We start from the raw sequence: 26,885 nt of genomic DNA, 5'->3' as shown, positions 1-26,885 counted from the left end.
CAGCAATTTCCGCCGGATATGGCTAATTCGTCTAGAATTGTATTTTTTGTCATCTAGATCACAGTCTTAGCTCGGAAATTGGCGCAGTATCCTGCCAGGACGAGTGGGATGAAGATAAACCAAGTATCGATGTCAGATTCTATACGATGAAATATATCGAGGTCATGGACCTTCGATATCGATTCACCCGTATATCTACGGGAAAAGCATTGAATACTTGGATTTTCCGAAGAATACCAAGAATAGATATCTCGCGGCAGCGTCGGGAGGCAAGCATGCAAAGGTCTTGCACAAGCAGGAGATGGTTTCGCGCCGAAGTTTCAGGTGATATGCAAGCTTAGACTATTAAAATTATAAAAATATTAACCACACGCGGTGGCCCATTGAATTACATCGGCGAATTTGACGGCAAGTTTCCCGTTGAGGGCTCGGGTCTGCATGCCAATGGCCGTGGCCACGTCGAGACGTTTTCCCCGCATGCGACCCACGCTCCTGCGGACGCCATTATCGTCCCGGACGCACATCTACTTTTCAACGGCGATTTCAAGCGGGCCGGCGTCGATCTGGTCATTTCCAATGACGATCAGGAACTGGTCCTGCACGACTACTTCAAGGGCGAGAAACATGTCGCGCTGGCATCGCCGGATGGAGCCCATCTCACCGGCGATATCGTCAACGCGCTGACCGGCCACGTCGAATATGCCCAGGCGGACGGCAGCGCCAGCGTCAACAAGATTATCGGTCACGTCACCAAGCTCGCCGGCACCGCGACCGCGGTCCGCAACGGCGTCTCGATCATTCTGAATCAGGGCGACAACGTCGAAAAAGGCGACGTGGTCCAGTCCGGGTCCGGATCGACTCTCGGCATTACCTTCATCGACGGCACCGTGTTCGGCCTCTCGTCGAATGCGAGAATGGTGCTCAACGAAATGATCTACGACCCCAACGGGTCGAACAATTCATCGCTGCTCAGCCTGGTGGCCGGGACCATCACGTTTGTCGCTGGCGAGACCGCCAAGCATGGTGACATGAAGGTCGACACGCCGGTCGCGACCATGGGCATCCGCGGCACCGCGGTGCTGGTCGAGATCGATTTCGACGTGTCCGGCCAGGGCGGCTTGCCCGATACGAAATTCCAGGTGCTGGTCGAGCCGGACGGAACGACCGGATCGTACATTCTGTTTGACAAGACGACGCTCACGCCGATTGCGATCGTCGACAAGGCCGGACAGCAGATCAATATCAGTAACGGCACCCTCAGCCAGTCGCTGACGGGGTTAACGCCCGAGATCCAAAAGCTCATCACCGATGTGTTCTCGATAAAATATACCGATAACACCAACACCAAGTCGTTCGATCATCATACCGATACGCCGATCCCGGACATGTTGCCGCCGTTCAAGATGGGGTTTCTTACCGCCACCCCGGTCATCTTGCTGGTGAACACGCCCGCCATTGCGACGCCGCAAGCTTCAACCGCAGGGGCGAGCCCGACCGCGCACATCAATCAGCCGCCGAGCGCCGTTGTCCTCGACTCCAGCAACCAGCCTCATACCAATTTCCACCTCGGCGAACTCCCCGGCGTCACCCACAGTTCCGCGCTCGATACGGTATCCGGCAAGGTCAATTTTGTCGACATCAACGCCGGTGATAATCCGACGGTCTCGACCTCGTTCGAATCGTTCACCTACCACAACGCGGCGGGCGCCGACGTCACCGCGACGCTGAACACGCTGCAGCTCGCGGACATCAAGGCGGTGGAAGCCCAGCTCAGCCTGGTCGCCGATCCCGGCAACATGAACACCGGTTCGGATACCTGGACCTACAGCGTCGCTGACGGGGCTTTCGACTTCCTCGCTGCCGGCGAGACGCTGACGTTGACGTACCAGGCGCTGGTCAACAACAACTACGCACCTAACGATGCGGTCACCCCGGTATTTTTCACGATCACGATCACCGGCACCAATGACGTCCCGGTCATTACCAGTCCGCAGCAAAATATCGCCTTCGTCTCCGCGGGTACGGATACAAAAGGCGGCGAACTGATCCCAAACACCGCGACCATAGGAAAGCTGGCTTTCACGGACCCCGATCTGACCGACACCCACACGGTCGCCGTAAAAATGACGAGCGCGCTGCTTGACGGACAGAGCTTCGCGGCGACGGTCGGGCCAGTTGTGATCAATGAACTTGCGGCGGCTCTGACGGCCAAGATCACGGCGGCGGACGACAGCACGGGGACCGGCACCGGAACGGTCGAATGGGCGCTTGCGAACCTTCAGGTTTACCTGGCGGACCTCGTTCCTAACGGCGAGTCGCTGGTCCTCACCTATGCCGTCACTGTGACGGACTCGCAAAATGCGACCTCCACGCAGGACATTGTTGTCACGATCAGCGGCAACAACGGGGCAGCGGTCGTCTGGACCGATACCAACCCGATACCACCGGGCGGTGCGCTATGGAGCGTCGCCTCGAATTGGGAAGGCGACAGGTCTCCGGGCAGCAGCGATGATGTGATCATTGGCACCGATCAGGTGTTGCCAGCAACGCCGACGTTTCCGGTAACGGTCAATGCCAATGCGGCGGCCAAATCGCTGACCATGGATTACTTCACCGACTTCGGGGCTGCGATCCCGGAGTTGGACGTCGAATCGAATGTCACCTTGGCGATTGCCGGCGCGCTTAACCTTGACACGAGTACGGATCCTCTCTCCCCCCTGACCGCTGAATCGATTATCAAGAATTATGGAAATATCAGCGTCGGCGGCATCGCCACGCTCTTGAAGTATAGTGTCCTGGACAACTACGGCACGTTCCTGCTTGAGCAGGGCGGCGAATTCGGTGATCAAAGCAGCATTTCGAATTCGGGAACGATCGAAATTGCCGGCGGCACGCTCGACGTCGAGGTCGCCGTTCACAATTCCGGCGGTACGATTCAGGTCGACAGCGGCGCGACGCTGAAGCTGAACGGCGCCGCCATCGATGGCGGCACCATCACCGACAACGGCACGATCGATGTCACGGCCAACAGCTCGATCAACGGCATTGTCTCTGTAGCGCCACCGCTCACCACCAACGCGCTGCTGAACAATGGCGGGGTGACGATCGAAAGCGGCGTGACGCTGACGCTCGATAATGTCACGGTGACGGGAACGATTTTCACGGACACCGCTGCCGGCGCGACGATCCAGATCGACAGTGGTGCCAGCCTGACGCTGGATGATGCCACTATCAACGGCGGCACTGTCACCAACAACGGCACGGTCAATGTCGATGCCACCAAGACGCTGACGCTGAACGGCGTGGCGCTGTCCGGCGGCGCCATCACCAATCTCGGCACCATCGAGATATCAGGCACCGGCAGTATCGACAACGACAGCTTCGGCAACAACCAGCTGACCGTCGACAGCGGCGTGATCCTGACCCTGGACGGCACCACCATCACCGGCGGCACCGTCACCGACACCGGCACGGTCAATGTCGACAACGGCGACACCCTGAAGCTCAACGGCGTGGCGCTGTCGGGCGGGTCGATCACCAATCTCGGCACCATCGAGATCACCGGCACCGGCGGCATCGAGAACGACAGCTTCGGCAACAACCAGCTGACGGTCGACAGCGGCGTGATCCTGACCCTGGATGGCACCACCGTGACCGGCGGCTCAATCACCGACACCGGTACGGTCAATGTCGACAACGGCGACACCCTGAAGCTCAACGGCGTGGCGCTGTCGGGCGGGTCGATCACCAATGCCGGCACCATCGAGATATCAGGTACCGGCAGCATCGACAACGACAGCTTCGGCAACAATCAGCTGACGGTCGACAGCGGCGTGATCCTGACCCTGGACGGCACCACCATCACCGGCGGCACCGTCACCAACAACGGCACCGTCAATATCGACAGCGGCGATACGCTGACGCTGGGGGCCGGGGCCGCCTTCAATGGTGGCACGATCACCAATGCCGGCACGCTTGAAATTGAGGCCTCATCCGGCGCGACGCTGAGCGGCGTCAACATTACCGGAACTGGCAACATGGAGATCGATGCTCCCGCCGTGGCCAGCAGTCTGGTCTTGGCAGGCGGCGCCACGATGACGGACGGCACGCTGACGGTCGGATCGGTCGGTACGCTTGACGTCGGCTCAGCCCTGGGTGCGACACTGAACGACGTCAGCGTCATCAACCACAATGCCATCGAGATTTTCGCCGGTAGCATCCTCACACTCGATGACGGCACCACGGTCGCTAACGCCGGCGCCACAATGACAATCGACGGCGAGAGCCACGGCCACGCCACGCTGGTGCTGAACGGTGCCACCATCGATGGCGGCACCATCAACGATTACAGTTATATTCCTGATTCCGATGACATCAACGGCGTGCCCGATGCCGATGATATCCATGCGGGCCTGATCGACGTCACCGGTTCAAGCAAGATCGATAGCAACGCCGTGCTGAACAAGGGCGACCTGACGGTCGAGAGCGGTGCGACGCTGACGATGGACAACGTCACGGTGAACGGCACCGCGATCACCGTAACCGCGGACAGTGCCATCGAGACCGATAGCGGCACTACACAGATCAGCGGGGGTTCGATCACTAATGACGGCACGCTGGAAGTTGCCGGCGCCGGCAGCATACTCGTGATCGACGATAATGTGAGTGGAACGGGCTCCCTCCAGATCTCCGGTGGCGCAACCCTGGAACTTGTTGGCCAGGATAATGGCGAGGGTGTCGCGTTCCAGCCAAACAGCACCGGCACGCTCGAGATTGACACAACAATTGCGCCACACGGAACTCTGACCTTTGGGGGCGAGATTTCCGGCGTTACTGCAAACGATAAAATTGACCTTGCTGATCTCCAGTACACCAGCGGAGACATCAGGGTTGGAACTACGCAGTTCGACGGTACGACCATCGTCACTGTTACAAATACCAATACGCACCAATCGGTCGTTCTTGACGTCGCGGGCTCGCACACGGCCTGGACCGTCACGTCCGACGGTCATGGCGGCGTCGATATCGTCGATCCACCGGCGGATTCCGGCAGCCTGACCATCAGCAGCGGATCATTGCTCGATATCGGAACGGCGAGCGCGGCGACCGTCAGCTTCCTCAACGACAGCGGTACCACCGGTACCCTCGCGCTGGATACGTCTTCAGGCTTCACCGGCGTGATTTCCGGATTCACCGGCAATGGGACGCCGGCAGGGTCGGACCAGATTGATTTGAAGGACATCAACTATAGCTCCAGCTCGTTCTCGGAGAGCTACAATCCCACAAACGATACACTTTCCGTGAGCGATGGGACCAATTCCGCGGTTCTTCACTTCACCGGCGTCTATCAGGCGGCGAACTTCAGCTTCGAGAGCGACGGAAATGGTGGCACGGTGGTCTATGATCCGCCGGTTCCCAGCAATCCGCCGGCGAGCAGCACGATCGTCGCCAGCGCGCCGAACCAGACATTGACCGGTAATGCCGCCAGCGACACCTTTGTGTTCAATTTCGCCGGCGTCGGCCAAGCCACGGTGACGGATTTCCATCCGACGACGGATACGCTCCAGTTCAGCAGCCAGCAGTTTGCGAACCTGCAGGCCGCCTTGAACGCAACGCATGATGACGGTCACGGAAATACGGTCATCGCTCTCGACGCCAATGACACGATCACCTTGAACGGGATCATCAAGGCCCAGTTGCAAGCCAGCGATTTTCACTTCGTTTAATGCGGTTTTCGGGCGAAGCCTTGCGGCAATCCACAAGGTTGCGGCTTGATGCGTTACAGCCGCCGCGGAATTCGAAGGCGACCGGCTTCGTCGCGCACGGCCGACCTTCGGCGCCGTCATGGGGTTCGGCAAGGCATTTCGGCAGGCCTGCGCGTCCATCAGCCTCCGCGTCCATCACATCGAGCGCGCGTTCGCACATGCGCAAGGCCAGGATGAATGACTTGCCCGATATCCAGGCCGTTGCTTTACTGGATTTGCCCGATTTGAAATGCCTCGGCGCGGTTCAGACGTGATCTACCTGTTCAAATTGCCCCAACCTGATATGCACGCGGCATGAAGCGGCTCAAGATAATACGAAGATGGTTTGGGCGGAAGTTCGGCTTTTCGAGGCTGCTGTGCCTGGCGCTGCTGATCGGCTTTGCAGCAGTGCGTATCGCCGATCCGGCTCCGATCGAGGAGCTTCGCGTCAGGACCTTCGACAGCTTCCAGCGGATAACGCCCCGGGTGAAGACGGCAAGGCCGGTCACCATTGTCGATATCGACGAGAAAAGCCTGGCAAAACTCGGCCAGTGGCCGTGGCCGCGGACGAATATCGCGGACATCATCACCAACCTGACCCGGCTCGGCGCCGTCGTGATCGCCTTCGACATCGTGTTCGCGGAGCCCGACCGGCTCAATCCCGACGCCGCGGCCAAGACCATGCGGTATCTCGATGAAGTAACCCGAAGCAAGCTGCGTGAGTTGCCGAGCAACGATCAGATCTTTGCCGATGCGATGCGACGTTCGCGCGTGGTTTTGGGTGAAACAGGTCTGGCGGAGGTGACGGGGCCGTTCGACCAGACGCTTCCGGTGACGGGCTTTGCGATGCTGGGCGAAGACCCCCAGCCGTTCCTGTTCGACTTTCCCGGCCTGCTGCGCAACGTTCACATTCTGGAAGAGACGGCGGCCGGACGCGGCCTGTTCACAATCAAGGTTGAACGCGACGGCATCGTCCGGCGGGTGCCGATGATGATGCGGGCCCAGGACGCGACCATGCCGTCCCTGAGTTTTGAAATATTGCGGGTGGTGACCGGCACTCCCACGATCATCATGAAATCTGACAGGGCCGGCCTCAAGAGCATTGGCGTCAGGGGTCTGGAGATTCCGACCGACCGCAATGGCCAGCTTTGGGTGCATTTCGCACGTCAGGATCCGTCGATCTATGTATCGGCGAGCGACGTGCTCGATAACAGCGTCGCCCAGGAGAAAATTGCAGGCAAGCTGGTGCTGATCGGAACGTCGGCGGTGGGGCTCAACGACATCAAGACCACGCCGGTTTCGTCGGCGATTCCGGGGGTCGAGATTCACGCCCAGGTTCTGGAAGCCGCACTGACCAAGCAGTTTTTGTCGCAGCCGCCTTATGGTCCGCTTCTCGAGTTCGGCGCGGCGTTGCTGCTCGGAATTCTCGTGATCGCGTTCGCGCCGAAGTTCGGACCGATCACGCTGGTTGCGGTTGGTGCGCTGTTTGCGACAGTTCTGGTCGGGACCTCCTGGTATTTTTACAGGCAGCATTTGTTGCTGGTCGATTTCACCTATCCGCTGCTGTCGACCACGGCGATCTACCTCACCCTGATTTTCTTCGCCTTCGTCAGGGAGCAATCGCAGCGGCGGCAGATCCGCTCGGCGTTCGGCCAGTATCTTTCGCCGGCCCTGGTCGAGCAGCTCGCGCAGTCGCCGGAAAAACTCAAGCTCGGCGGCGAAGAGCGCGAGATGACCATCATGTTCTCCGACGTCCGGGGCTTCACCACCATCTCGGAATCCTACAAGCACGATCCGCAGGGTCTGACCGCGCTGATGAACCGGTTCCTGACGCCGCTGACCAATGCGATCCTGGCGCGAAAGGGCACCATCGACAAATATATGGGGGACGCCATCATGGCGTTCTGGAATGCGCCGCTTGACGACGAGGAACATCAGCTCAACGCCTGCGAAGCCGCGCTCGATATGCTGGAGCGGATCGACGGCCTCAACAAGGAGCGTGAGATCGAAGCCCAGAACGGCGGACACACCTATATTCCGATCAATGTCGGGGTCGGTTTGAATACCGGGACCTGCGTCGTCGGCAATATGGGATCCAATTTGCGCTTCGACTATTCGGTGCTCGGCGACAGCGTTAATCTCGCGTCGCGCCTGGAGGGACAATCCAAGGAGTATGGATTCCCGATCATCGTCGGCTCCAAGACCGCGCTTGCGGTCAAGGACAAGTTTGCGATCCTCGAGCTCGACTTCATCATGGTCAAAGGCAAGAAGGAGCCCGAGGTCATCTACGCCATCGCCGGCCGCGAAGATACCGCGAACTCCGGCCGCTTCCAGCGCTTGCGCAACCTGACCATCGAGATGCTGGCCTGCTATCGCAGCCGCGATTGGGAGGGCGCGCTCGCGGCGATCGAGCGCGGCCGCACCACCGACGAGGCGAACAGTCTTGAACTCCTGTACGGTCTATACGAGACGCGGCTGCAGGCGTATCGGGAGAACCCGCCGCCGCCGGACTGGAACGGCGCCTTCGCATTGCTGACGAAATAGCGCGGCGACCCGGTTAGCAGTTGGATTTTGTATTACGACAACAATGGTGCTCTCCCTCTCCCATGGGGAGAGGGTGGGGTGAGGGGATACGGTTTATCGATAGGCCTTAACCCCTCACCCGAATTGCTTCGCAATTCGACCTCTCCCAAAGGGAGAGGTGTACCGAATACACCGGGCCTCCGATTTTCTATTCCACGCCAATCGTGGTCAGGTCCTGAAACCAGTGCTGTGCCTGCACGAATTTCTTGATCCTGGGCGAAAGCGCGTGCGGATTGGTATCGTGCACCACCCACACCAATGCGGCGTCATCGACGATCAGCGCATGCGCCTGCGCGATCAGATCGTCCTGTTTGGCTATATCGAACGTCTGCTTGGCTTCGCTGATCAAGGCATCGACCTTCGGGTTCTTGTAGCCGCCCCAGTTGACCCCGACCGGCGCGATCTGGTCGGAGGCAAAGAAGCGAACGATCGCATAGAGCGGATCGGAGGTGACGTAGGCGATGTTGTTGGCGGTGATGCCGGCATTGATTTCGTCGGCCGCGCCCTTGCGCCAATGCGTATAGAGCGTCTCCAGTTCGACCACCTTGAAGTCGATATCGATGCCGATTTCCTTGAAGCTCTGCTGCAGGAATTCGTTCATCGGCAGCGACAGCATCTGGCCGGTGCCGCCTTGGGCGATGATGAACGTCGTCTTCAGCGGCTTGTCCTTGGAATAGCCGGCCTCCTCGACCAGCTTCTTGGCGGCGGCGAGATCATATTTGATGTCGAAGCTGGGCTTGCCGAACCACGGGCTGGAAGGATCGACCTGACCCTTGGCGGGCTTGGCCAATCCGTTCATCAGGCCGACCACGCCGTCGCGATCGATGGCGAGATTGAGCGCCTTGCGCAAGCGCACGTCGGTCCAGGGCGATCCCGGCAGCACGCTGAGATGATAATTCCAGACATGCGGCGTGATATTATCGACGATCCGCATGCCGGCGGATTTAAGCTGCGGCACCGCATCGGGCGCGGGCGTTTCGATCAGATCGACTTGCCCGGCCAACAGCGCGTTGGTGCGGGTCAGCGCCTCCGGCATCGGAATCAGGATCAGTTTGTCGACCTTCGCAAGCCGCTTCTTGTTCCAGTAGTCTTCGTTCTTGGACAATTCGGCGAGTTCGCGCGGCACCAGCTTGGTCAGCTTGAACGGCCCGGTGCCCGACGGCTGGCTTGCGAATTTGTCCCAGTCCTTGCCGAGCTTGTCATATTGCGCGGGGCTGGAGACCAGGAACCAGAGCATCTGGTAAGGGAAGAACGAGTCGACGGTCTTGGTGGTGATCTCCACGGTGGAGTCGTCGATCTTGGCGTAGCTCGCAACCGAGGGTAGACGGGTTTTCACCTGCGCGCTCTGGCGCTTGTCGAATTGCGGCGCCTTGTCGTTGAGGACCTTGTCCAGGTTCCAGATCACCGCATCGGCATTGAACTCGCTGCCGTCGTGAAATTTGACGCCCTTGCGGAGCGCAAATCGCCATTTGGTCTTGTCGTTGTCATCGACCTTCCATTCAGTGGCAAGGCCGGGCACCAGCTTGCCGGGCCGATCCGACACATCCATCTCCCACGCCACCAGCGGATCGTAAATCGTGTAGGCGCTGAACTGATAGGCTCCGGCGCCGCGATCCGGCTGGCCGGTCGTCAGCGGAATGTCCGCCATCGAAATCCCGTACCGCACCACGGTCTCGGCTCGCGCGGAAACGGCGGGTTGGCTGAAGCTGATGGCGAGGGCCAAGACCGCAACAAGGATCGAATTTCGGGCGCGCATGAACTAAGCTCCATTGGACAGATATTGCGGCGCAGTTTTCAGGGTCGATGTTGCAAGGTTGATGCCAGATTAGGCATTTGCACCTTTTCTTGCTGCCGTCTTACAAAGAGTTGTAATGGCAACCACAATCAGGCGAACGATTATTGCCACTGGCACAGCCGTTGCATGGATTGCATAAGAAATAGTCACCGAAAAGTCGAAGGGATTGGTTGCGATGCGTGCCCAAAACTCTGGAAAAAGCCGGCCCTTGGCGGCGGTGCTGGCGATGGCCGCCATGCTCATGCTGCCGCGGGTCGCCGGCGCCGAGACCGTTCTGCGCATCGGCATGACCGCGGCCGACATTCCGCGCACGCTGGGCCAGCCCGACCAAGGCTTTGAAGGCAACCGCTTCACCGGCCTGACCATGTATGACGCCTTGACGATGTGGGATCTCTCGTCCGCCGACAAGGCCAGCGTCATGATTCCCGGGCTCGCGACCGAATGGGCTGTCGATGCGGCCGACAAGACGAAATGGACGTTCAAGCTTCGTCCCGGCGTCACATTCCACGACGGCTCGCCGTTCAATGCCGACGCGGTGGTCTGGAATGTCGATAAGGTCCTCAAGCAGGACGCGCCGCAATTCGATCCGAGCCAGGTCGGCGTCACGGCGTCGCGAATGCCGACGCTGACCTCGGCCCGCAAGATCGACGACATGACCGTGGAATTGATCACCAAGGAGCCGGACAGCTTCCTGCCGATCAACCTCACCAATCTGTTCATGGCGAGCCCGGCGAAATGGCAGAAGCTGTTCGACGCAGCCGAAGGCGCCGACGCCAAGGCGAAATCGCAAGCAGCCTGGGCCGCGTTCGCGAAGGATCCGTCCGGCACCGGTCCGTGGAAAATCTCGAGCTTCACGCCGCGCGAGCGGCTTGAACTTGTGAAGAACGAAAACTACTGGGACAGGGCGCGCATCCCCAAGGTCGACAAGATGCTGCTGCTGCCGATGCCCGAGGCCAATGCCCGCACCGCGGCGTTGCTCTCCGGCCAGGTCGATTGGGTCGAGGCGCCGGCGCCGGACGCGATCGCGGAAATCAAGCAGCGTGGTTTTGTCATCAAGAGCAATGAAGAACCGCATGTCTGGCCGTGGCAGTTCTCGCGCATCGAAGGTTCGCCATGGAACGACATCCGGGTTCGCAAGGCGGCCAATCTCTGCATCGATCGCGAGGGCCTGAAAGACGGCCTGCTCGCCGGCCTGATGGTGCCGGCCACCGGCACCTTCGAGCCGGGTCACCCCTGGCGCGGTAAGCCGGCCTTCGAAATCAAGTATGACAAGCCCGCGGCGCAGAAGCTGATGCAGGAGGCCGGATTTGGTCCGAACAAGAAATTGACGGTCAAGGTCCAGACCTCGGCGTCAGGCTCCGGCCAGATGCTGCCGTTGCCGATGAACGAATATCTGCAGCAGGCGCTGGCCGAATGCTATTTCGACGTCCAGCTTGACGTCATCGAATGGAATACGCTGTTCACCAACTGGCGGCGCGGTGCCAAGGATCCGTCCGCCAATGGCGCCAATGCCACCAACGTCACTTACGCGGCGATGGATCCGTTCTTCGCCATGGTACGCTTCCTGCAATCCTCGATGGCGCCGCCGGTGTCGAACAATTGGGGTTTTATCAATGATCCCAGGTTCGATGCACTGGTCACCAAGGCGCGGCAGACCTTCGATCCGGCCGCGCGCGACGCGGCGCTGGCCGAACTGCACGCGGCCTCGGTCGACGACGCGGCGTTCCTCTATGTCGCGCACGATGTCGGGCCCCGCGCGATGAGCCCGAAGATCAAGGGGTTTGTGCAGCCAAAGAGCTGGTTCGTGGATTTCTCGCCGATTTCCATGACGCCGTGATCGTAGCGCGGAGATGATAACGCAGCCGAGGGTTCAACCGTCATGGCCGGGCAGAAGCGCGTCTTCGCGCTGGATGTCCCGGCCATCCACGTCTTGGCCACGAGCACAAAAAGACGTGGATGGCCGGGACAAGCCCGGGCATGACGAAACGAAAGAGCTAAAGAGCTGCAGTAGGCGTCTAAAGCGCTCGTGAGTAAATCGAGCTGACCAATCTTGGGTGATCTGTGTTCGTCTATATCCTGCGCCGCATCGTTTATGTGATCCCGATCGTCATCAGCGTCGCGCTGGTGTGTTTTCTATTGGTGCACATCACGCCCGGCGACCCGCTGGTCGCGATTCTGCCGGCGGATGCCTCGCAGGAACTCGCCAATCAGCTGCGCGTCGCCTACGGCTTCGATCGTCCACTGCCGGTCCAGTTCGGACTCTGGCTGTGGAAGGCGGTCAATGGCGATCTCGGTCATTCCATCGCGACCGGTCGCCCGGTGCTGAGCGAAGTGATGCGCGCGGTCGGCAACACCGTGACCCTGGCGATCGCGGCCGCGTTGATCGGATTTACGCTGGGATTGTTCTTCGGTCTGATCGCTGGCTATTTCCGCGACACCTGGATCGACAAGGTGGCGACCTCGATTGCGATCGCGGGCGTCTCGGTGCCGCATTACTGGCTCGGGATGGTGCTGGTGATCATCTTCTCGGTGCAGCTCAACTGGCTGCCCGCCGTGGGCGCCGGTCCCGGCGGCTCCGGCGCCTGGGGGTGGGACTGGGAACACATCCGTTATCTGATCCTGCCCGCGGTCACCACGTCGGTGATTCCGATGGGGATTGTGACCCGCAAATTGGGATACATGCTCGGCGGCTCCATTCTGATCGAGACGGTGTTTTCGTGGCCGGGATCGGGGCTGCTGCTCAATTCGGCGATTTTCCAGCGCGATCTGCCGCTGCTGCAGGGCACGATCTTGGTGCTGGCCTTGTTCTTCGTGTTTCTGAATCTGATGGTCGATATCGCGCAGGCCTCGATCGATCCGCGCATCAAGCGGAGCTGAAGCAATGGGGTTCAGCCGATGAGCGCGCTAACAGACACGGCCCTCCAGGCAGCGCCCGCCAGCAAGGCGCGCGGCTACTGGGCGACGGTCGGGCGGCGCATCGTGCGCGACAAGGTCAGCATGATCTGCGCCTTTATTCTGGTCGCGATTTTCCTGTCGGCGATCTGTGCGCCATGGCTGGGGCTCGCCGATCCCTATCAGGGCTCGATGATTCGCCGGCTGCGCCACATCGGCACGCCGAACTATCCGCTCGGCAGCGACGAACTCGGCCGCGATATGCTGGCGCGCCTGATCTATGGCGGACGCCTGTCGCTGATCGTCGGCATTCTTCCCGTCATCCTTGCCTTCGTGATCGGGACCTCGCTCGGTCTCATCGCCGGCTATGTCGGCGGCAAGATCAATACCGCGATCATGCGCACGGTCGATGTCTTCTACGCCTTTCCCTCGGTGCTGCTGGCGATCGCGATTTCGGGCGCGCTCGGCGCGGGGATCGTCAATTCCATCGTCTCGCTCACGATCGTATTCGTGCCGCAGATCACCCGCGTCGCCGAGAGCGTCACCACCGGCGTGCGGAACATGGATTTCGTCGAGGCGGCGCGGGCGTCCGGCGCCGGCCCGTTCACCATCATGCGGGTGCACATGCTTGGCAATGTGCTGGGATCGATCTTCGTCTACGCCACCGGCCTGATCTCGGTGTCGATGATTCTGGCCGCCGGACTTTCGTTCCTGGGCCTCGGGACAAAACCGCCGGAGCCGGAATGGGGCCTGATGCTCAACACGCTGCGCACCGCGATCTACATCAACCCATGGGTGGCGGCATTGCCGGGCGCGATGATCTTCGCGGTGTCGATCTGCTTCAACCTGCTCAGCGACGGCATGCGCAGCGCCATGGACATCCGGAACTGATGCGATGAACGAAACCACCCCATTGGCCGATATGCTGGCGCCGATCGAGGATCGCGGCGGCGCCGCGCAACCGCTGCTCCACGTCAGCGGATTGACGAAGCATTTCCCGGTGCGGGGCGATCTATTCAGCGCGCGCAAGACGGTGCGCGCGGTCGACGACGTGTCGTTCTCGATCGCCAAGGGCGAGACGGTCGGGATCGTCGGCGAATCCGGCTGCGGCAAGTCGACCACCGCGCGGCTATTGATGCATCTGATGCCGCGCGATGCCGGGGATATTATCTATGACGGCATGCAGGTCGGGCGCGCGTTGTCGCTGCGCGAGCTTCGCCGCGGCATGCAGATGGTGTTTCAGGACAGCTATGCCTCGCTCAATCCGCGCCTGACGATCGAGGAATCGATCGCCTTTGGCCCGAAGGTTCACGGCATGGCCGACGCGGCCGCGCGGACGCTGGCGCGCGAACTGCTCGGCAAGGTCGGCTTGCGGCCGGAAAATTTCGCCAATCGCTATCCGCACGAGATTTCCGGCGGGCAGCGCCAGCGCGTCAATATCGCGCGCGCGCTGGCGCTGTCGCCGCGGCTGGTGATCCTCGACGAGGCGGTATCGGCGCTGGACAAGTCGGTCGAGGCCCAGGTGCTCAACCTGCTGGTCGATCTCAAGCGCGAGTTCGGGCTGACATATCTTTTCATCAGCCACGATCTCAATGTCGTGCGCTACATCTCCGACCGCGTTCTGGTGATGTATCTCGGCGAAGTGGTCGAGTTGGGTCCGGTCGACCGCGTATGGGACGCGCCGGCGCATCCCTATACAAAGGCATTGCTGGCGGCGATGCCGTCTTCCGATCCAGATCGTCGGACGCAGACGCCGCCGATTTCAGGCGATCCGCCCAATCCGATCGATCCGCCGTCCGGATGCCGGTTTCACACCCGTTGTCCGTTCGCGGAACCGCTCTGCGCAAACGCCACACCAAAACTCAGCGCGATCGATAAAATGGGTCACCAGGTGGCGTGCTACATGGCCATATCTGGCTCAGGCCACAGCCGCGCGCCAGCAAAGGGAGCAGACAACGCATGACAAGACCCGCACCCAAAGAGATCGGCGCGATCGCCGCCGTCGCCGGCATTCCCGTCAGCGCCGAGGTCGCCGCACGCATCGCCAATTCCATCGGACCGGCGTTCGAAGGCTTCGCCGCTATCGCCGGCACGCTGCCGTTCGATCTGGAACCGGCGACTTTTATGGTCGTGCAAGCCGGGAAAGCTTCGAAATGACCACTGAACCGGCCCTGATGTCGTTGACCTCGATCGCGCAAGCGATCGCGCAGAAGAAAATCTCGTCGCGCGAGGCGACGCAATCCTGTCTCGATCGGATCGCGCAATGGCAGCCCCGCCTCAATGCGTTCATGGCGATCGAAGCCGAAGCCGCGCTGGCGGCGGCCGATGAAGCCGACGCTGCGCTGGCCAAGGGCAACAACCGCGGCGCGTTGCACGGCGTGCCGCTGGCGCACAAGGACATGTATTACGAGGCCGGCAAGGTGGTCACCTGCGGCTCGCACATTCGCCGCGATTTCGTCGCCACCACCACCTCGACTGCGCTGCAGCGCCTGAAGGATGCCGGCACGGTTCGGCTGGGCTCGCTGCAGATGGCCGAGTTCGCCTACGGGCCGACCGGCCACAATTCGCATTACGGCCCCGTGCATAATCCCTGGAGCATCGATCACATCACCGGCGGCTCGTCGTCGGGATCGGGATCCGCGGTCGCCGCCAGGCTCACCTTCGCGGCCCTGGGCTCGGATACCGGCGGCTCGATCCGGATGCCGGCGCATTTCTGCGGCGTCACCGGGCTCAAGACCACCGTCGGCCGGGTCAGCCGCGCCGGCGCGATGCCACTGTCGCAATCGCTCGACACCGTCGGACCGCTGGCGCGCAGCGTTGAGGATTGCGCCTTGCTGCTGGGCCTGATGGCAGGTGCGGACCCCGAAGATCCGACCGCGGTCACGGGACCAGTGCCGGACTATGGCGCCGCGACGACGGGATCGATCAAGGGTCTCACCATCGGCGTGCCCACCGCCTTCTATGTCGACGATCTCGATTCCGAGGTCGCCGGAATCCTGGAGGCGACGATCGCCGTGCTCCGGCGCGAGGGCGCCAATATCGTTCAGGTCGAACTACCAGACCAGCGCCAGCTCACCGCGGCGTGCCAATTGGTTCTCGCCGTCGAAGCGGCGGCGTTTCACAAGCGATGGATGATCGAGCGGCCGCAGGATTACGGCCCGCAGGTTCTGATGCGGCTGCAAAACGGGCTGGCGATACCGGGCGTATCCTATCTCGAGGCGGTGCGCTGGCGCGGACCAGCTCTGTCGGCGCATCGCGCCGCCGTCGCCGGCGTCGATGCGGTGATCGCGCCTGTGGCGCCGATCGCCGCTCCGACCATCGCCGAGAGCGATGTCGGCAACAGTCCCGATGCCGAAGCGGTGATCCAGCGGCTGACGCGATTCACCCGTCCGATCAATTACCTCGGACTGCCGTCGCTCGCGATACAATCGGGCTTTACCCGCAGCGGTCTTCCGGTCGCGATGCAATTGATCGGCGGTTCGTTCGATGAAGCCATGCTGTTGCGGATCGGCGCCGCCTTCCAGCGCGCCACCGATTTCCACGACCGGGTGCCGAAATTCGCATGACCAACCTCGTCGAAATACGCAACCTCAACATTCGCTTCAGTGGCGAACGCACCGTCCATGCCGTGAACGACCTCAGCCTCTCGCTTGGCGAGGGCGAGGTGCTCGGCCTGCTCGGCGAATCCGGTTCGGGCAAGAGCGTGACCTTGCGGGCGCTGATGCGGCTGTTGCCGAAGAAGCGGACGCAGATCTCGGGAAGCGTCGAGGTTCTGGGCCGCGACGTGCTGGCGCTTGATGACGAGGAATTGTCGGCGTTCCGTGGCCAGACGGTTTCGATGATTTTCCAGGAACCGGCGCTGGCGCTCGATCCGGTCTACACCATCGGCCATCAGATCGCCGAAAGCGTGATGCGCCACGAAGGCAAAAGCCACACTGAGGCGACGGCGCGCGCGCTGGAAATGCTGGAAGTGGTGCGTATTCCCTCGGCCAAGCGCCGGCTCGATGCCTATCCGCACGAGATGTCCGGCGGCATGCGGCAGCGGGCCATGATCGCGCTGGCGCTGGCGTGCAAGCCGAAAATCCTGCTCGCCGACGAGCCGACCACCGCACTCGACGCCACCGTGCAAATCCAGATCCTGCTGCTGCTGCGCGAGCTGCAGCGCGAATTCGGCATGTCCGTCATCTTCGTGACCCACGATATCGGCGTCGCCATCGAAATCTGCGACCGGGTTGCCGTGATGTATGCCGGCCAGATCGTCGAACAGGGCACGCTCAGCCAGATCGTGCGTTCGCCGGTCCATCCCTATGCGCGGGGGCTCTTGGCCTCGACCGTTCACGGCGCCAAACGGGGCCAGCGGCTGGAAACAATTCCGGGGACGCCGCCCTCGCTCGACCAGGCGCCGACCAATTGTTCTTTCGCGCCGCGCTGCGGTTTCGCCGAACCGCGCTGTCTCGCGCAGCTGCCGCCCAATGTGCGACTCGGGCCGGACAGGATCGCAAGGTGCATCCTGGCGGAACGTGCCGAGGTCCTGGCCGCGCGGTAACCGGGGCGTTCGACGCGATTTCGCAAGGCCGCAAATCCGGCCGCTCCAGAAATCTGTAAAGCCGGGAATTCCGCAAATTGGAGTCGTCAGGTCAGGCAATTATCGATAGGTTTCGACCCGGCGCGCGGGGATAGTGCGTACAAAGGGGGGATTTCCTATGCAAATGTCTAATGAAGGCCTTCTCGTCATCTTGTTCGTTGGCCTCGTCGCAGGCTGGCTGGCCGGAAAGGTCGTGCGCGGCACCGGCTTTGGCATCATCGGCGATATTCTCGTCGGTATCGCCGGCGCGCTGGTCGCCAGCTACCTGTTTCCCAAGCTCGGCATCCACCTCGGCACCGGCCTGGTGTCGGAGATCATCTATTCCGCGATCGGCGCGATCGTGCTGTTGCTGATCGTACGGCTGGTCCGAAGCGGCGGCCGTTTCTGAAGCGGCAAACCCTCGAAGCGGAACCCACACCGGCCTTCAGGCAACCTCTGCGTAAATAGGGGGTATTTCTGCGCCAAACCGGCGGCGATCGGCCGCCTGTTTGGGAAGCCGCCGTCGCCATGCCGATTGCAGCGCATCCTGGGCGGGCCGGTACCGTCGCCGGGAGGTCGTCGACGGCGGTTGGGTTAATGTGACTTCCATGGACGCTGGCGACAAGAATCAGTAATAATTGTAGTGCATACCCATTTTTGAATCGGGGGTCGCACCCCTGTGGAGAGATGAGGATTGATGGCAGCCGCTCCCGGTGTCCGGCGTTCCGAACTCGGTGACGCGCTGCGCGCCTGCCGCAATGCTTTCATCGGCGTCGGCGCCATGAGTTGCATGATCAACCTGCTCTATCTGACCGGCTCGCTGTTCATGCTGGAGGTCTACGACCGGGTGCTGCCAAGCCGGAGCGTACCGACCCTTGTCGGCCTGGCCATTCTCGCCGGCGGATTGTACATCGCCCAGGGCGTTCTCGACCTGATCCGCGGGCGCATCCTGGGGCGGATCGGAACCTCGCTCGACGAGGCGCTCAATGCCCGGGTATTCGATTCCATTGTGCGCCTGCCGCTGATCGTGGGCGGACGCAATGAGGGTCTGCAGCCGCTGCGCGATCTGGACAATGTGCGCTCGTTCCTCGGCAGCATGGGGCCCGGTGCGTTCTTCGATCTGCCGTGGCTGCCGTTCTATCTGGCGATCTGTTTTGCCTTCCATGTGATGATCGGCCTGACCGCGCTGGTCGGCGCGATCATCCTGGTGATCCTCACCGTCGTGACCGAGTTCCTGTCGCGCGCGCCGGCGCGCGAGGCCACGGGCCTGGCGGCGCGGCGCAACGATCTGGCCGCCACCAGCCGGCGCAACGCCGAAGTGCTGGTCGCGATGGGAATGTCCGGACGCCTGACCAAACGCTGGAGCGAAGCCAACCAGCATTATCTCGCCGGCAATCAGCGCGCCAGCGACGTCACCGGGGGTCTCGGCGCGATTGCCAAGGTGCTGCGGATGATGCTGCAGTCGGCAGTGCTCGCGGTCGGTGCCTATCTGGTGATTCATCAGGAGGCGACCGCCGGCATCATCATCGCGGGATCGATCCTGAGCGCGCGGGCGCTGGCGCCGGTCGATCTGGCCATCGCGCATTGGAAGGCTTTTGTGGCCGCGCGCCAGAGCTGGCACCGCCTCAACCGGCTGCTCGAATCTCTGCCCGCCCGCGCCGTGCCGACCTTGCTGCAAAGCCCATCGAGCCGTCTGTCGGTCGAGGCTGTCAGCATGGTACCGCCCGGCGACAAGAAGGTCATCGTCCAGGATGTGACGTTCGCGCTGGTGGCCGGCAACGGGCTCGGCATTATCGGGCCGAGCGGGTCCGGCAAGTCTTCGCTGGTGCGAGCGCTGGTCGGGGTGTGGCAGCCGGCGCGCGGAAACGTGCGGATCGATGGCGCCGCGCTCGATCAGTGGTCGTCCGACGTGCTTGGTCGCTACGTCGGTTATCTGCCGCAGGATGTCGAACTGTTCGCGGGCTCGGTCGCCCAGAATATTTGCCGCTTCGATCCTGAGGCCGGCTCGCAGACCATCATCGCGGCGGCCAAGGAAGCCGGCGTCCATGAGATGATCATCAAGATGCGCGACGGCTACGACACCCAGATCGGCGAGCAGGGCACCGCCCTTTCGGCCGGTCAGGCGCAGCGCGTGGCGCTGGCGAGGGCGCTCTATGGCAATCCGTTCCTGATCGTTCTCGACGAGCCGAACTCCAATCTCGATACCGAGGGCGATGAGGCGCTGACGCGGGCCATTCGCGGGGCACGCGAGCGCGGCGCCATCGTGGTCGTGGTTGCGCACCGCCCGATCGGGATTGAAGCGGTCGATCAGCTTCTGGTTCTCAAAGACGGCCGCATGCAGGCCTTCGGTCCCAAGGAAACCGTGCTGGGGCAGGTATTGCAGCGGGTCACGCCGCCTTCTCCGATCAAGATCGTCTCCGAGGGAGGCGTCGCCAAGCCATGAGTGGCAGCGGGACACGCGACGCGCGGTCGTCGATACGGCTGCACTTGATCGTCGGGCTGGCGGTGGTCGTCATTCTCGCCGGCGGCCTTGGCGGCTGGGCCTCGACGGCCGAGATCTCGGGCGCGCTGATCGCGCCGGGATCAATCGTCGTCGATTCCAACGTCAAGAAGGTGCAGCATCCGACCGGCGGCGTCGTCGGCGAGGTGCTGGCGCGCGATGGTGATATCGTCAAGGCCGGCGACGTGGTGGTGCGGCTCGACGACACTGTCACCAAGGCCAGTCTCGCGATCGTCACCAAGAACCTCGACGGGTTGTGGGCGCGTGCCGCCCGGCTGCAGGCCGAACAGCAGGGCCTCGGCAAGATCGTGTTTCCGGCGATGCTGCTCGACCGCATGGATGATCCCGACGTCAAGAATATCATCGCCAGCGAGACCAAGCTGTTTGAGGTGCGTACCACGGGGCGAATCGGACAGAAGGCGCAACTGCGCGAGCGCATCACGCAGTTGAACGAGGAAATCGCCGGCCTGACCGCACAAGAGCAGGCGAAAGACCAGGAAATCGCGCTGGTGGAAAAGGAACTGGTCGGGGTCACCTCGCTCTACGACCAGCATCTGGTGCAGATTTCGCGCCTGACCACGCTGCAGCGTGACGCCGCCCGGCTCAACGGCGAACGGGCGCAGTTCATTGCATCAAGGGCGCAGGCCAAGGGCAAGATCACCGAAACCGAGCTGCAGATCATTCAGGTCGACAAGGATCTGGTCAGCGACGTTTCCAAGGATTTGCGCGAGACCAACGACAAGATCGGCGAATTTGTCGAGCGCAAGGTAACCGCGGAAGACCAGCTGCGGCGGACCGACATCCGGGCCCCGCAGGATGGCATGGTGTTGCAGTCGACGGTTCATACCGTTGGCGGGGTGATTACCGCCGGTGATGCCGTCATGATGATCGTTCCGCAGGCCGACGCATTGTCGGTCGAGGCCAAGGTCAATCCGCAGGATATCGACAAGTTGCAGATCGGCCAGAAGACCTTGCTGCGGCTCTCGGCCTTCAACCAGCGGACCACGCCGGAACTGAACGGCGTCGTCACTCGCGTTTCGCCCGACGTCACCACCGATCAGCGCACCGGACAATCCTATTACACGATCCGCGTCTCGATGCCGCCGGAAGAGGTCGCGCGTCTCGGCGACGCCAAACTGATACCCGGCATGCCGGTGGAAGCCTTCGTGCAGACCGGCGACCGAACCATGCTGTCCTACCTCGTCAAGCCGCTGCGCGACCAGCTGATGCGCGCGTTCAGGGAGAAGTGAAGTAGCCTTGTCGTCCCGGCGAATGCCGGGACCCATAATCACCGACGATTATGATTGCGCGAAAGTCGTCCAACAGCATCTCTCAAAACAGGCGCCACGGCGTATGGGTCCCGGCGTTCGCCGGGACGACAATGATTGAGGTTAATTGCCGCGCAATCAGCGCGACAAATTCTGCAACAGGAAATTAAGCGCCGTCGCGGCGAATACGTGCATGTTGGCGAGCCGGTCGGCGCTGCCGGTCTCCAGCGTCATCGCTGCCGATTCGATGTCGGTTAATCCCATGCCGGCCAATCCCATGCAGCTATGGCCGGCGGCGTCGCCGTAGCGGTTGCCGGTCGGTCCGGTGGCGCCGGTTTCGGACAGGCCCCAGTCGGTCGAGAAACGCTCGCGGATCTGGCTCGCCAGTAATTTGGCATACGGCTCCGACGCGGAGCGGATTCCCTTCATCGCCTCATCGGGGATATCCGCCAGAATCCGCCGCGCGTCGCGGGTATAGACCACGGCTCCGCCAAGGAAATAGGCCGACGCGCCGGGCACCGCGAGCAGGCTTGCGGAAATCAGGCCGCCGGTTGAGGATTCCGCGACCGCGATGGTCTGGCGCCGTTCGATCAGTTTGGCAGCAATCTGCCCGGCAATCGCAACGAGGTCTTTCATAACGAGGTCTTTCACAGCCAAGTCTTGCACAGCCAAGTCTTGCATCACGCGCCTTTCTTGTCGGCAAGCGAGTGGTAAACCACCCGGATGAAGTTCTTGCTGGCGAGCTCGGTGGGCGCCCATTTGGCGTCGAGGTCGGCGAACGGTTTGGCCGCCACCACGTCGTCTTCGCTCTTGCCTTCCTTGACCAGCTTCGCCATCCGGTCGCGCGCGGTCATCAGCATGGTCCGGTATTCGGTCAACACCGTCTTGTCGGCCAGCGGTCCATGGCCCGGAACGATTCGGGTTTTGGCATTCACCAGCTTGAGATAGGCATCGGTCGCCGCGATCATTCCCTTGATGTTGCCGCCATTGGCGAAATCGATATTGGGATAGCGGCCGTTGGTAAAGGTATCGCCGGTCGACAGCACGTTGGCGGTCTTGAACCAGACGTAGGTGTCGCCGTCGGTATGGGCGTGCTCGATATGCTTGAGGTCGGCGACGCGGCCCCTGAGCCGGATATGAAAAGCGCCGGTATAGGTTTTCGAGGGCAGCGCGGCCTCCGGAACCGGCGGCGTCTTGACGCCGGTGAGACCGTTGGTGGTTCCGGCGGCGAGCCGGTTCTTGACGTTGATCTCGGAGACGACGGTGACGCCGTCTTTGGCGAAGGGTTCATTGCCGCCGGTGTGGTCGCCGTGGAAATGTGTGTTGATGAGATATTTGATCGGCAGCATCGAGACGTTGGAAATGGCGGCCTTGATCTTGTCATGCAGCGGCGCGTATTGCCCGTCCACCATGATGATCCCGTCCTTGGCAATCGCCACGGTGATGTTTCCGCCCTGGCCTTCCAGCATATACATGTTGTCGCCGAGATCGGTGGTCTTGATCTCGACCTTGGAAAAATCAGGAGGCGGCGGCGGTGTCGCGGTTGGCGGCTGTTGCGCGACGGCGCCGCCTGCCAGCAGCAGGGTGGTTGCGACAACAGCTATGCCGGTCCGAAGCATGAAAATCTCCTTGTTCCGCCGATTTTTCGTTCTCTAGCACATGACGAAGGCGTTTGCCGAGTTGCGAGCCGTCAGCCAGACTGCTTCAATACGACAGGGAAGCAAGCGGCGCTGACGACAAGATGCCGTGATTGAGAGTCCCTCAGGGGACGCTGAAACGGACCAAAGGACACCAGTGTCATGACGTCACCGATCGCGGGCGGCGTGGATTGCGATCTGCATCCCGCCGTTCCTCATTTGACCAGCCTGCTGCCCTATCTCAACGATTATTGGCGCGATCAGGTCACGACCCGGGGAATGACCGATCTGGTGTCGCAATCCTATCCGCCGAATTCGCCGATCAGCGCGCGGCCGGACTGGCGGCCGGCGCAGGGCAAGCCGGGGTCGAGCCTTGAAGACATGAAGGCGCAGGCGCTCGATCCGTTCGGCGTCAGTTACGGCATCTGCAACCCGCTGTTCGGCGTGCAGATGGTGTTCAGCGAGGACATGGCGGACGCATTTTGCCGGGCGCTGAACGACTGGCTGGCGAAGGAATGGCTCGATCGGGATGCGCGGCTGCGCGGCTCGATCGTGATTCCGGTCCAGAACATCGAAAAATCGGTCGCGGAGATCGAGCGCTGCGCCAAAGACAATCGATTTGTTCAGGTCCTGATGCTGGTGATGGGCGACATGCCCTTGGGCAAGCGTGCTTACTGGCCGATTTACGCGGCGGCGGAGCGGCTGGGTCTGCCGATCGGCATCCATGCCGGCAGCAATTATCATAATCCGCCGAGCTCGGTCGGCTGGGGTTCCTATCATATCGAGGATTACGTCGCGCAGGCGCAGGCCTTCCAGACGCAGCTCACCAGCCTGATTGTCGAGGGCGTGTTCGCGCGGCATCCGAAGCTGAAAATGGTGATGCTGGAATCTGGCTTCACCTGGCTGCCGTCCTATCTGTGGCGGCTGCATAAATTCTGGCGCGGCATCCGCATGGAAACGCCGTGGGTGGACCGCGCGCCGCTGGAAATTGTGCGCAGCAACATCCGCTTCTCCTTGCAGCCGATCGATGCGCCGCCCGATCCCGTGACGTTAAATCGCCTGTTTGACCATATGCAGTCGGACGAATTGCTCCTATTCTCGACCGACTATCCGCATTGGCAGTTCGAGGGCGACCAGGTGCTGCCCGAGGGGATGTCGAGCGATCTGGTGCGCAAGATCATGATCGACAATCCGCTGGCGACCTACGGCCGGCTCAAGCAGCGGGTCCGGGCATGATCCCGAAAAGTGGAGTTCCGGTTCTCGGAACAGATCATGCCCCAAAAATTGAGGAGACGCCCTCATGAATGTGCAGTTCCGCGACCGCCCGGACCAGGCCTCGTCCGTTGATGCAAAGACCGCGATTGCCGATTGCGACATTCATCCGGCGCGCGCGACCAGGACCGAACTGTATCCGTATCTCGCCAGCCGCTGGCACGACCATCTCGAGACCTACGACAAGCATCCCTATCAGGGCATGATGGAAGGCCCGCCCTATCCGAAGGCGCAACCCAATGCCTCGCGCCGCGATGCCTATCCGCCGGAGGGCGGTCCGCAGGGCTCGTCGCTGTCGTTCATGCAGCAGCAGCATCTCGATCCGAACCATGTCGTGCTCGGCGTGCTCAATCCGCTGGCGACCGGGCAGGGCATCCGCAATCAGGATCTCGCCGCGGCGATCTGCTCGGCGATCAACGACTGGCAGATTGAAAAATGGACCAGCAAGGACAGCCGCCTGAAGGCTTCGATCGTCGTCGCCAACGAGGATGGCCCGGCCGCGGCCGCCGAAATCCGCAAGCGCGGCGGGGACAAGAATTTCGTCCAGGTGCTGCTGCTCAGCCGCAACGTCGAGCCGCTCGGTCAGCGCCGCTATTGGCCGATCTACGAGGCCGCGGAGGAGGTGGGTCTTCCTGTCGGCGTGCATGCCTTCGGTTTCGGCGGCAATCCGATCACCGCGTCGGGCTGGCCGAGCTATTACATCGAGGAGATGGTCGGCCATTCGCAATGCCAGCAGACCGCGCTCGCGAGCATTGTGCTGGAGGGCGTGTTCGAGCGGCATCCGAAGCTCAAGATGATCATGATCGAGGCCGGCTTCGGCTGGGCGCCGTCGCTGTCATGGCGGCTGGACAAGAGCTGGCAGCGGCTGCGCAGCGAGGTGCCGCATCTCAAGCGCCCGCCGTCGGAAGTGATTCGCGACCATATCTTCTGGACCACGCAGCCGATGGAAGACCCCGAGCGGCGCGACCACCTGTTGGACGTGATCGACTGGGTCGGCTGGGACAAATTGTTGTTCGCGACCGACTATCCGCACTGGGATTTCGACGAGCCGTCGCGGGTCTTGCCGGCGGGCGTCAGCGACGCCAACCGCGAGGCGTTTTACCTCAACAATGCGTGGAAGCTTTACGGGATGGCATGATCCGGAAAAGTGGAAACCGGTTGTCCGAAAAGCCCATGCGCAAAAGAGTCATGTAATCCGATGACCCGTCACGTCATTGCCGCGGTGGATGAACTGCCGCCCGGCACGCGCAAATTCCTGACCATCGACCAGCGGCCGATTGCGGTCTTCAACATCAAAGGCGAGTTCTTCGGCCTCTTGAACCGTTGCCCGCATCAGGGCGCGGCTTTATGTGAAGGCCCGCTGATCGGGCTCGCGCAGTCGTCTGATCCCGGCGAGATCGAATACACCAGACTGGGTGAGATCATCCGCTGTCCCTGGCACGGCTGGGAATTCGATATCCGGACCGGCCAGTCCTATTGTGACCCCAAGCGCTTTCGCGCCAAGGCCTACCCGGTCAATATCGAGCCGGGCGCCAGCGTGGTGAAGGGTCCCTATGTGGCGGAGACCATCGCGGTGTCGGTCGAGAGCGATTACGTGGTGGTGGATTTGTAAAAGATCGTCTGTCTTTTTCCCGTCATTGCGAGGAGCGCTAGCGACGAAGCAATCCAGTCTTTTGCCGGTCTTTGCTTTGTCGCCGATGGATTGCTTCGCTGCGCTCGCGATGACGATTTAAACGATGTGCCCCATCATCTGCCGCTCCCGCGCATAGCGCACCAGCGCCAAAAAGCGATAGATGCCGTGCACGAACTTGCCGTAGGGCATGGTGATGAACAGGGAAAATACCACGCCCAGATGCAGCGCCAATAGCGGTCCCATCGCCGCCGTATCACGGCACAGTAACAGCGCGATGCCGGTAAGGCTGGTCAGGAACAGCATGGCGATGAAGGCGACGTCCATGCCGGTGCTGGTCTGATCGACCAGCGCGGGATCGCGCTTGAACTTCTCCGCCAGCAGGCCCGCGGGGCCGATCAATAGTCCAAGCCCGCCCAGCGTGCCCAGCACCACCGGCAGGTCCCACCACGGGTACGGCGCCTCGCGTGCGAGGAGATAATGATACAGCGTCGCTACGGATGTCGCGGCAAAGCACAGCAGGAAGCCGTAGAACGTCAAATGATGATAGATCTTGCGCCAGTCGCCGGGACGCTCGGCCGCCATCCAGATAGCGCAGTTGTCCGGCGTCCTTGATCGCCTGCCACAGCGACCTCGGCTGGAAACGCCCGCCGATCGGCTCGCCGATATCGCGCCAGAAGGCGCGCACGCCCATCGCGAGCGCCGCGATCGCATACAGCAACGCCGCGGTGAACAGCACCGCCATCGCATTGTGCGGCATCAGCGCGTAGAACGCGCCGGGTCCGGTGTGGATGCCGAACAGAACCTGGTGGTCGTTGAACGCGGCAAAGCCGAAAACGAACGCGGCGACGCTCAATGCGGCGATGATGCTGATGGCAAGGCCGTTGCGTGCGAACAGGCCCGAGAACGCCGCCGGCCAGGCATAGGCGGCATAGGATTCGGCACGCGCGATCGCCAGCGTCTTGGGAACATTGACGTTGAATTCATGCGGCGGCGAGAA

19 protein-coding genes and 1 pseudogene are annotated in these 26,885 nt (G+C 61.8%); 15 read left to right on the top strand and 5 right to left on the bottom strand.

All coding sequences use genetic code 11. The features are described 5' to 3' along the window. The first annotated feature begins 383 nt into the window (after positions 1–383). Together ABR948_RS21125 and ABR948_RS21120 are read left to right on the top strand one after the other, a co-directional pair. Positions 384–5,726 carry a beta strand repeat-containing protein gene (locus tag ABR948_RS21125; RefSeq protein ID WP_428121620.1) on the top strand — a complete coding sequence of 1,781 codons (5,343 nt, stop codon included), beginning with the start codon at positions 384–386 and terminating at the stop codon, positions 5,724–5,726. A gap of 333 nt (positions 5,727–6,059) precedes the next feature. Then, the gene (locus ABR948_RS21120) at positions 6,060–8,288 is read left to right on the top strand and encodes a CHASE2 domain-containing protein (protein WP_428121617.1); all 2,229 of its coding nucleotides are present in this window, start codon (positions 6,060–6,062) and stop codon (positions 8,286–8,288) included. Between the two features lie 187 nt (positions 8,289–8,475). Here the strand turns inward: ABR948_RS21120 and ABR948_RS21115 are convergent, their stop codons facing one another. Then, the gene (locus ABR948_RS21115; protein WP_428121615.1) at positions 8,476–10,083 is read right to left on the bottom strand and encodes an ABC transporter substrate-binding protein; all 1,608 of its coding nucleotides are present in this window, start codon (positions 10,081–10,083) and stop codon (positions 8,476–8,478) included. Between the two features lie 69 nt (positions 10,084–10,152). Further along, positions 10,153–10,359 carry a hypothetical protein gene (locus tag ABR948_RS21110; protein ID WP_428121612.1) on the bottom strand — a complete coding sequence of 69 codons (207 nt, stop codon included), beginning with the start codon at positions 10,357–10,359 and terminating at the stop codon, positions 10,153–10,155. Here ABR948_RS21110 and ABR948_RS21105 point away from each other — a divergent pair. From ABR948_RS21105 to ABR948_RS21060, 10 genes are all read left to right on the top strand, one after another. Next, a complete protein-coding gene (locus tag ABR948_RS21105; protein ID WP_428121610.1) occupies positions 10,349–11,959 on the top strand; it encodes an ABC transporter substrate-binding protein in 1,611 nt (536 codons plus the stop codon). The two genes, ABR948_RS21110 and ABR948_RS21105, sit on opposite strands and share 11 nt — an antisense overlap. Positions 11,960–12,183: 224 nt before the next feature. After that, on the top strand, positions 12,184–12,999 hold the full coding sequence (locus ABR948_RS21100) for an ABC transporter permease (protein ID WP_428121607.1): 816 nt from the start codon (positions 12,184–12,186) through the stop codon (positions 12,997–12,999). A gap of 18 nt (positions 13,000–13,017) precedes the next feature. Then, positions 13,018–13,905, top strand: coding sequence for an ABC transporter permease (locus ABR948_RS21095; RefSeq protein WP_428121604.1), 888 nt, complete (start codon positions 13,018–13,020; stop codon positions 13,903–13,905). A 4-nt stretch (positions 13,906–13,909) separates the two neighbouring features. After that, positions 13,910–14,977 carry an ABC transporter ATP-binding protein gene (locus ABR948_RS21090; protein ID WP_428121602.1) on the top strand — a complete coding sequence of 356 codons (1,068 nt, stop codon included), beginning with the start codon at positions 13,910–13,912 and terminating at the stop codon, positions 14,975–14,977. Next, positions 14,974–15,171 (top strand): hypothetical protein, encoded by a 198-nt coding sequence (locus ABR948_RS21085; protein ID WP_428121600.1) that lies wholly within the window; start codon positions 14,974–14,976, stop codon positions 15,169–15,171. The genes ABR948_RS21090 and ABR948_RS21085 overlap by 4 nt, the downstream gene beginning before the upstream one ends. Further along, entirely contained in the window at positions 15,168–16,580 is a 1,413-nt protein-coding gene (locus ABR948_RS21080; protein ID WP_428121598.1) for an amidase, read from the top strand. The genes ABR948_RS21085 and ABR948_RS21080 overlap by 4 nt, the downstream gene beginning before the upstream one ends. Next, entirely contained in the window at positions 16,577–17,560 is a 984-nt protein-coding gene (locus ABR948_RS21075; protein ID WP_428121596.1) for an ABC transporter ATP-binding protein, read from the top strand. The genes ABR948_RS21080 and ABR948_RS21075 overlap by 4 nt, the downstream gene beginning before the upstream one ends. 157 nt (positions 17,561–17,717) lie before the next feature. Beyond that, on the top strand, positions 17,718–17,987 hold the full coding sequence (locus ABR948_RS21070; RefSeq protein WP_428121594.1) for a GlsB/YeaQ/YmgE family stress response membrane protein: 270 nt from the start codon (positions 17,718–17,720) through the stop codon (positions 17,985–17,987). Positions 17,988–18,275: 288 nt separating this feature from the next. Continuing rightward, positions 18,276–20,021: a type I secretion system permease/ATPase gene (locus ABR948_RS21065; RefSeq protein ID WP_428121592.1), complete on the top strand. Its 1,746-nt coding sequence runs from the start codon at positions 18,276–18,278 to the stop codon at positions 20,019–20,021. Then, complete coding sequence (locus ABR948_RS21060) at positions 20,018–21,328, top strand: HlyD family type I secretion periplasmic adaptor subunit (RefSeq protein ID WP_428121589.1); 1,311 nt, start codon at positions 20,018–20,020, stop codon at positions 21,326–21,328. Before ABR948_RS21065 ends, ABR948_RS21060 begins: the two co-directional genes overlap by 4 nt. Before the next feature lie 156 nt (positions 21,329–21,484). On the opposite strand, the gene ABR948_RS21055 is transcribed toward ABR948_RS21060, so the two are convergent. Next, positions 21,485–21,982 carry a CinA family protein gene (locus ABR948_RS21055; protein ID WP_428121587.1) on the bottom strand — a complete coding sequence of 166 codons (498 nt, stop codon included), beginning with the start codon at positions 21,980–21,982 and terminating at the stop codon, positions 21,485–21,487. Between the two features lie 44 nt (positions 21,983–22,026). Then, on the bottom strand, positions 22,027–22,965 hold the full coding sequence (locus ABR948_RS21050; RefSeq protein ID WP_428121585.1) for an MBL fold metallo-hydrolase: 939 nt from the start codon (positions 22,963–22,965) through the stop codon (positions 22,027–22,029). 180 nt (positions 22,966–23,145) lie between these two features. Here ABR948_RS21050 and ABR948_RS21045 point away from each other — a divergent pair, with 180 nt between their 5' ends. The 3 genes from ABR948_RS21045 to ABR948_RS21035 all read left to right on the top strand — a co-directional run bounded on the left by ABR948_RS21045 (position 23,146) and on the right by ABR948_RS21035 (position 25,867). Beyond that, positions 23,146–24,219 (top strand): amidohydrolase family protein, encoded by a 1,074-nt coding sequence (locus ABR948_RS21045; protein WP_428121582.1) that lies wholly within the window; start codon positions 23,146–23,148, stop codon positions 24,217–24,219. Between the two features lie 64 nt (positions 24,220–24,283). Then, entirely contained in the window at positions 24,284–25,393 is a 1,110-nt protein-coding gene (locus ABR948_RS21040) for an amidohydrolase family protein (protein ID WP_428121580.1), read from the top strand. 60 nt (positions 25,394–25,453) lie between these two features. Beyond that, the gene (locus ABR948_RS21035; protein ID WP_428121578.1) at positions 25,454–25,867 is read left to right on the top strand and encodes a Rieske (2Fe-2S) protein; all 414 of its coding nucleotides are present in this window, start codon (positions 25,454–25,456) and stop codon (positions 25,865–25,867) included. 117 nt (positions 25,868–25,984) lie between these two features. Here ABR948_RS21035 and tcuB read toward each other — a convergent pair. After that, a pseudogene (gene tcuB / locus ABR948_RS21030) lies at positions 25,985–26,885 on the bottom strand (tricarballylate utilization 4Fe-4S protein TcuB); the annotation flags it as partial.

Source organism: Bradyrhizobium sp. (genome assembly GCF_050014615.1).
Taxonomy (GTDB): Bacteria; Pseudomonadota; Alphaproteobacteria; order Rhizobiales; family Xanthobacteraceae; genus Bradyrhizobium.
The sequence above is the reverse complement of the archived record's forward strand: the minus strand, read 5'-3'. Positions and strand labels throughout refer to the sequence as shown.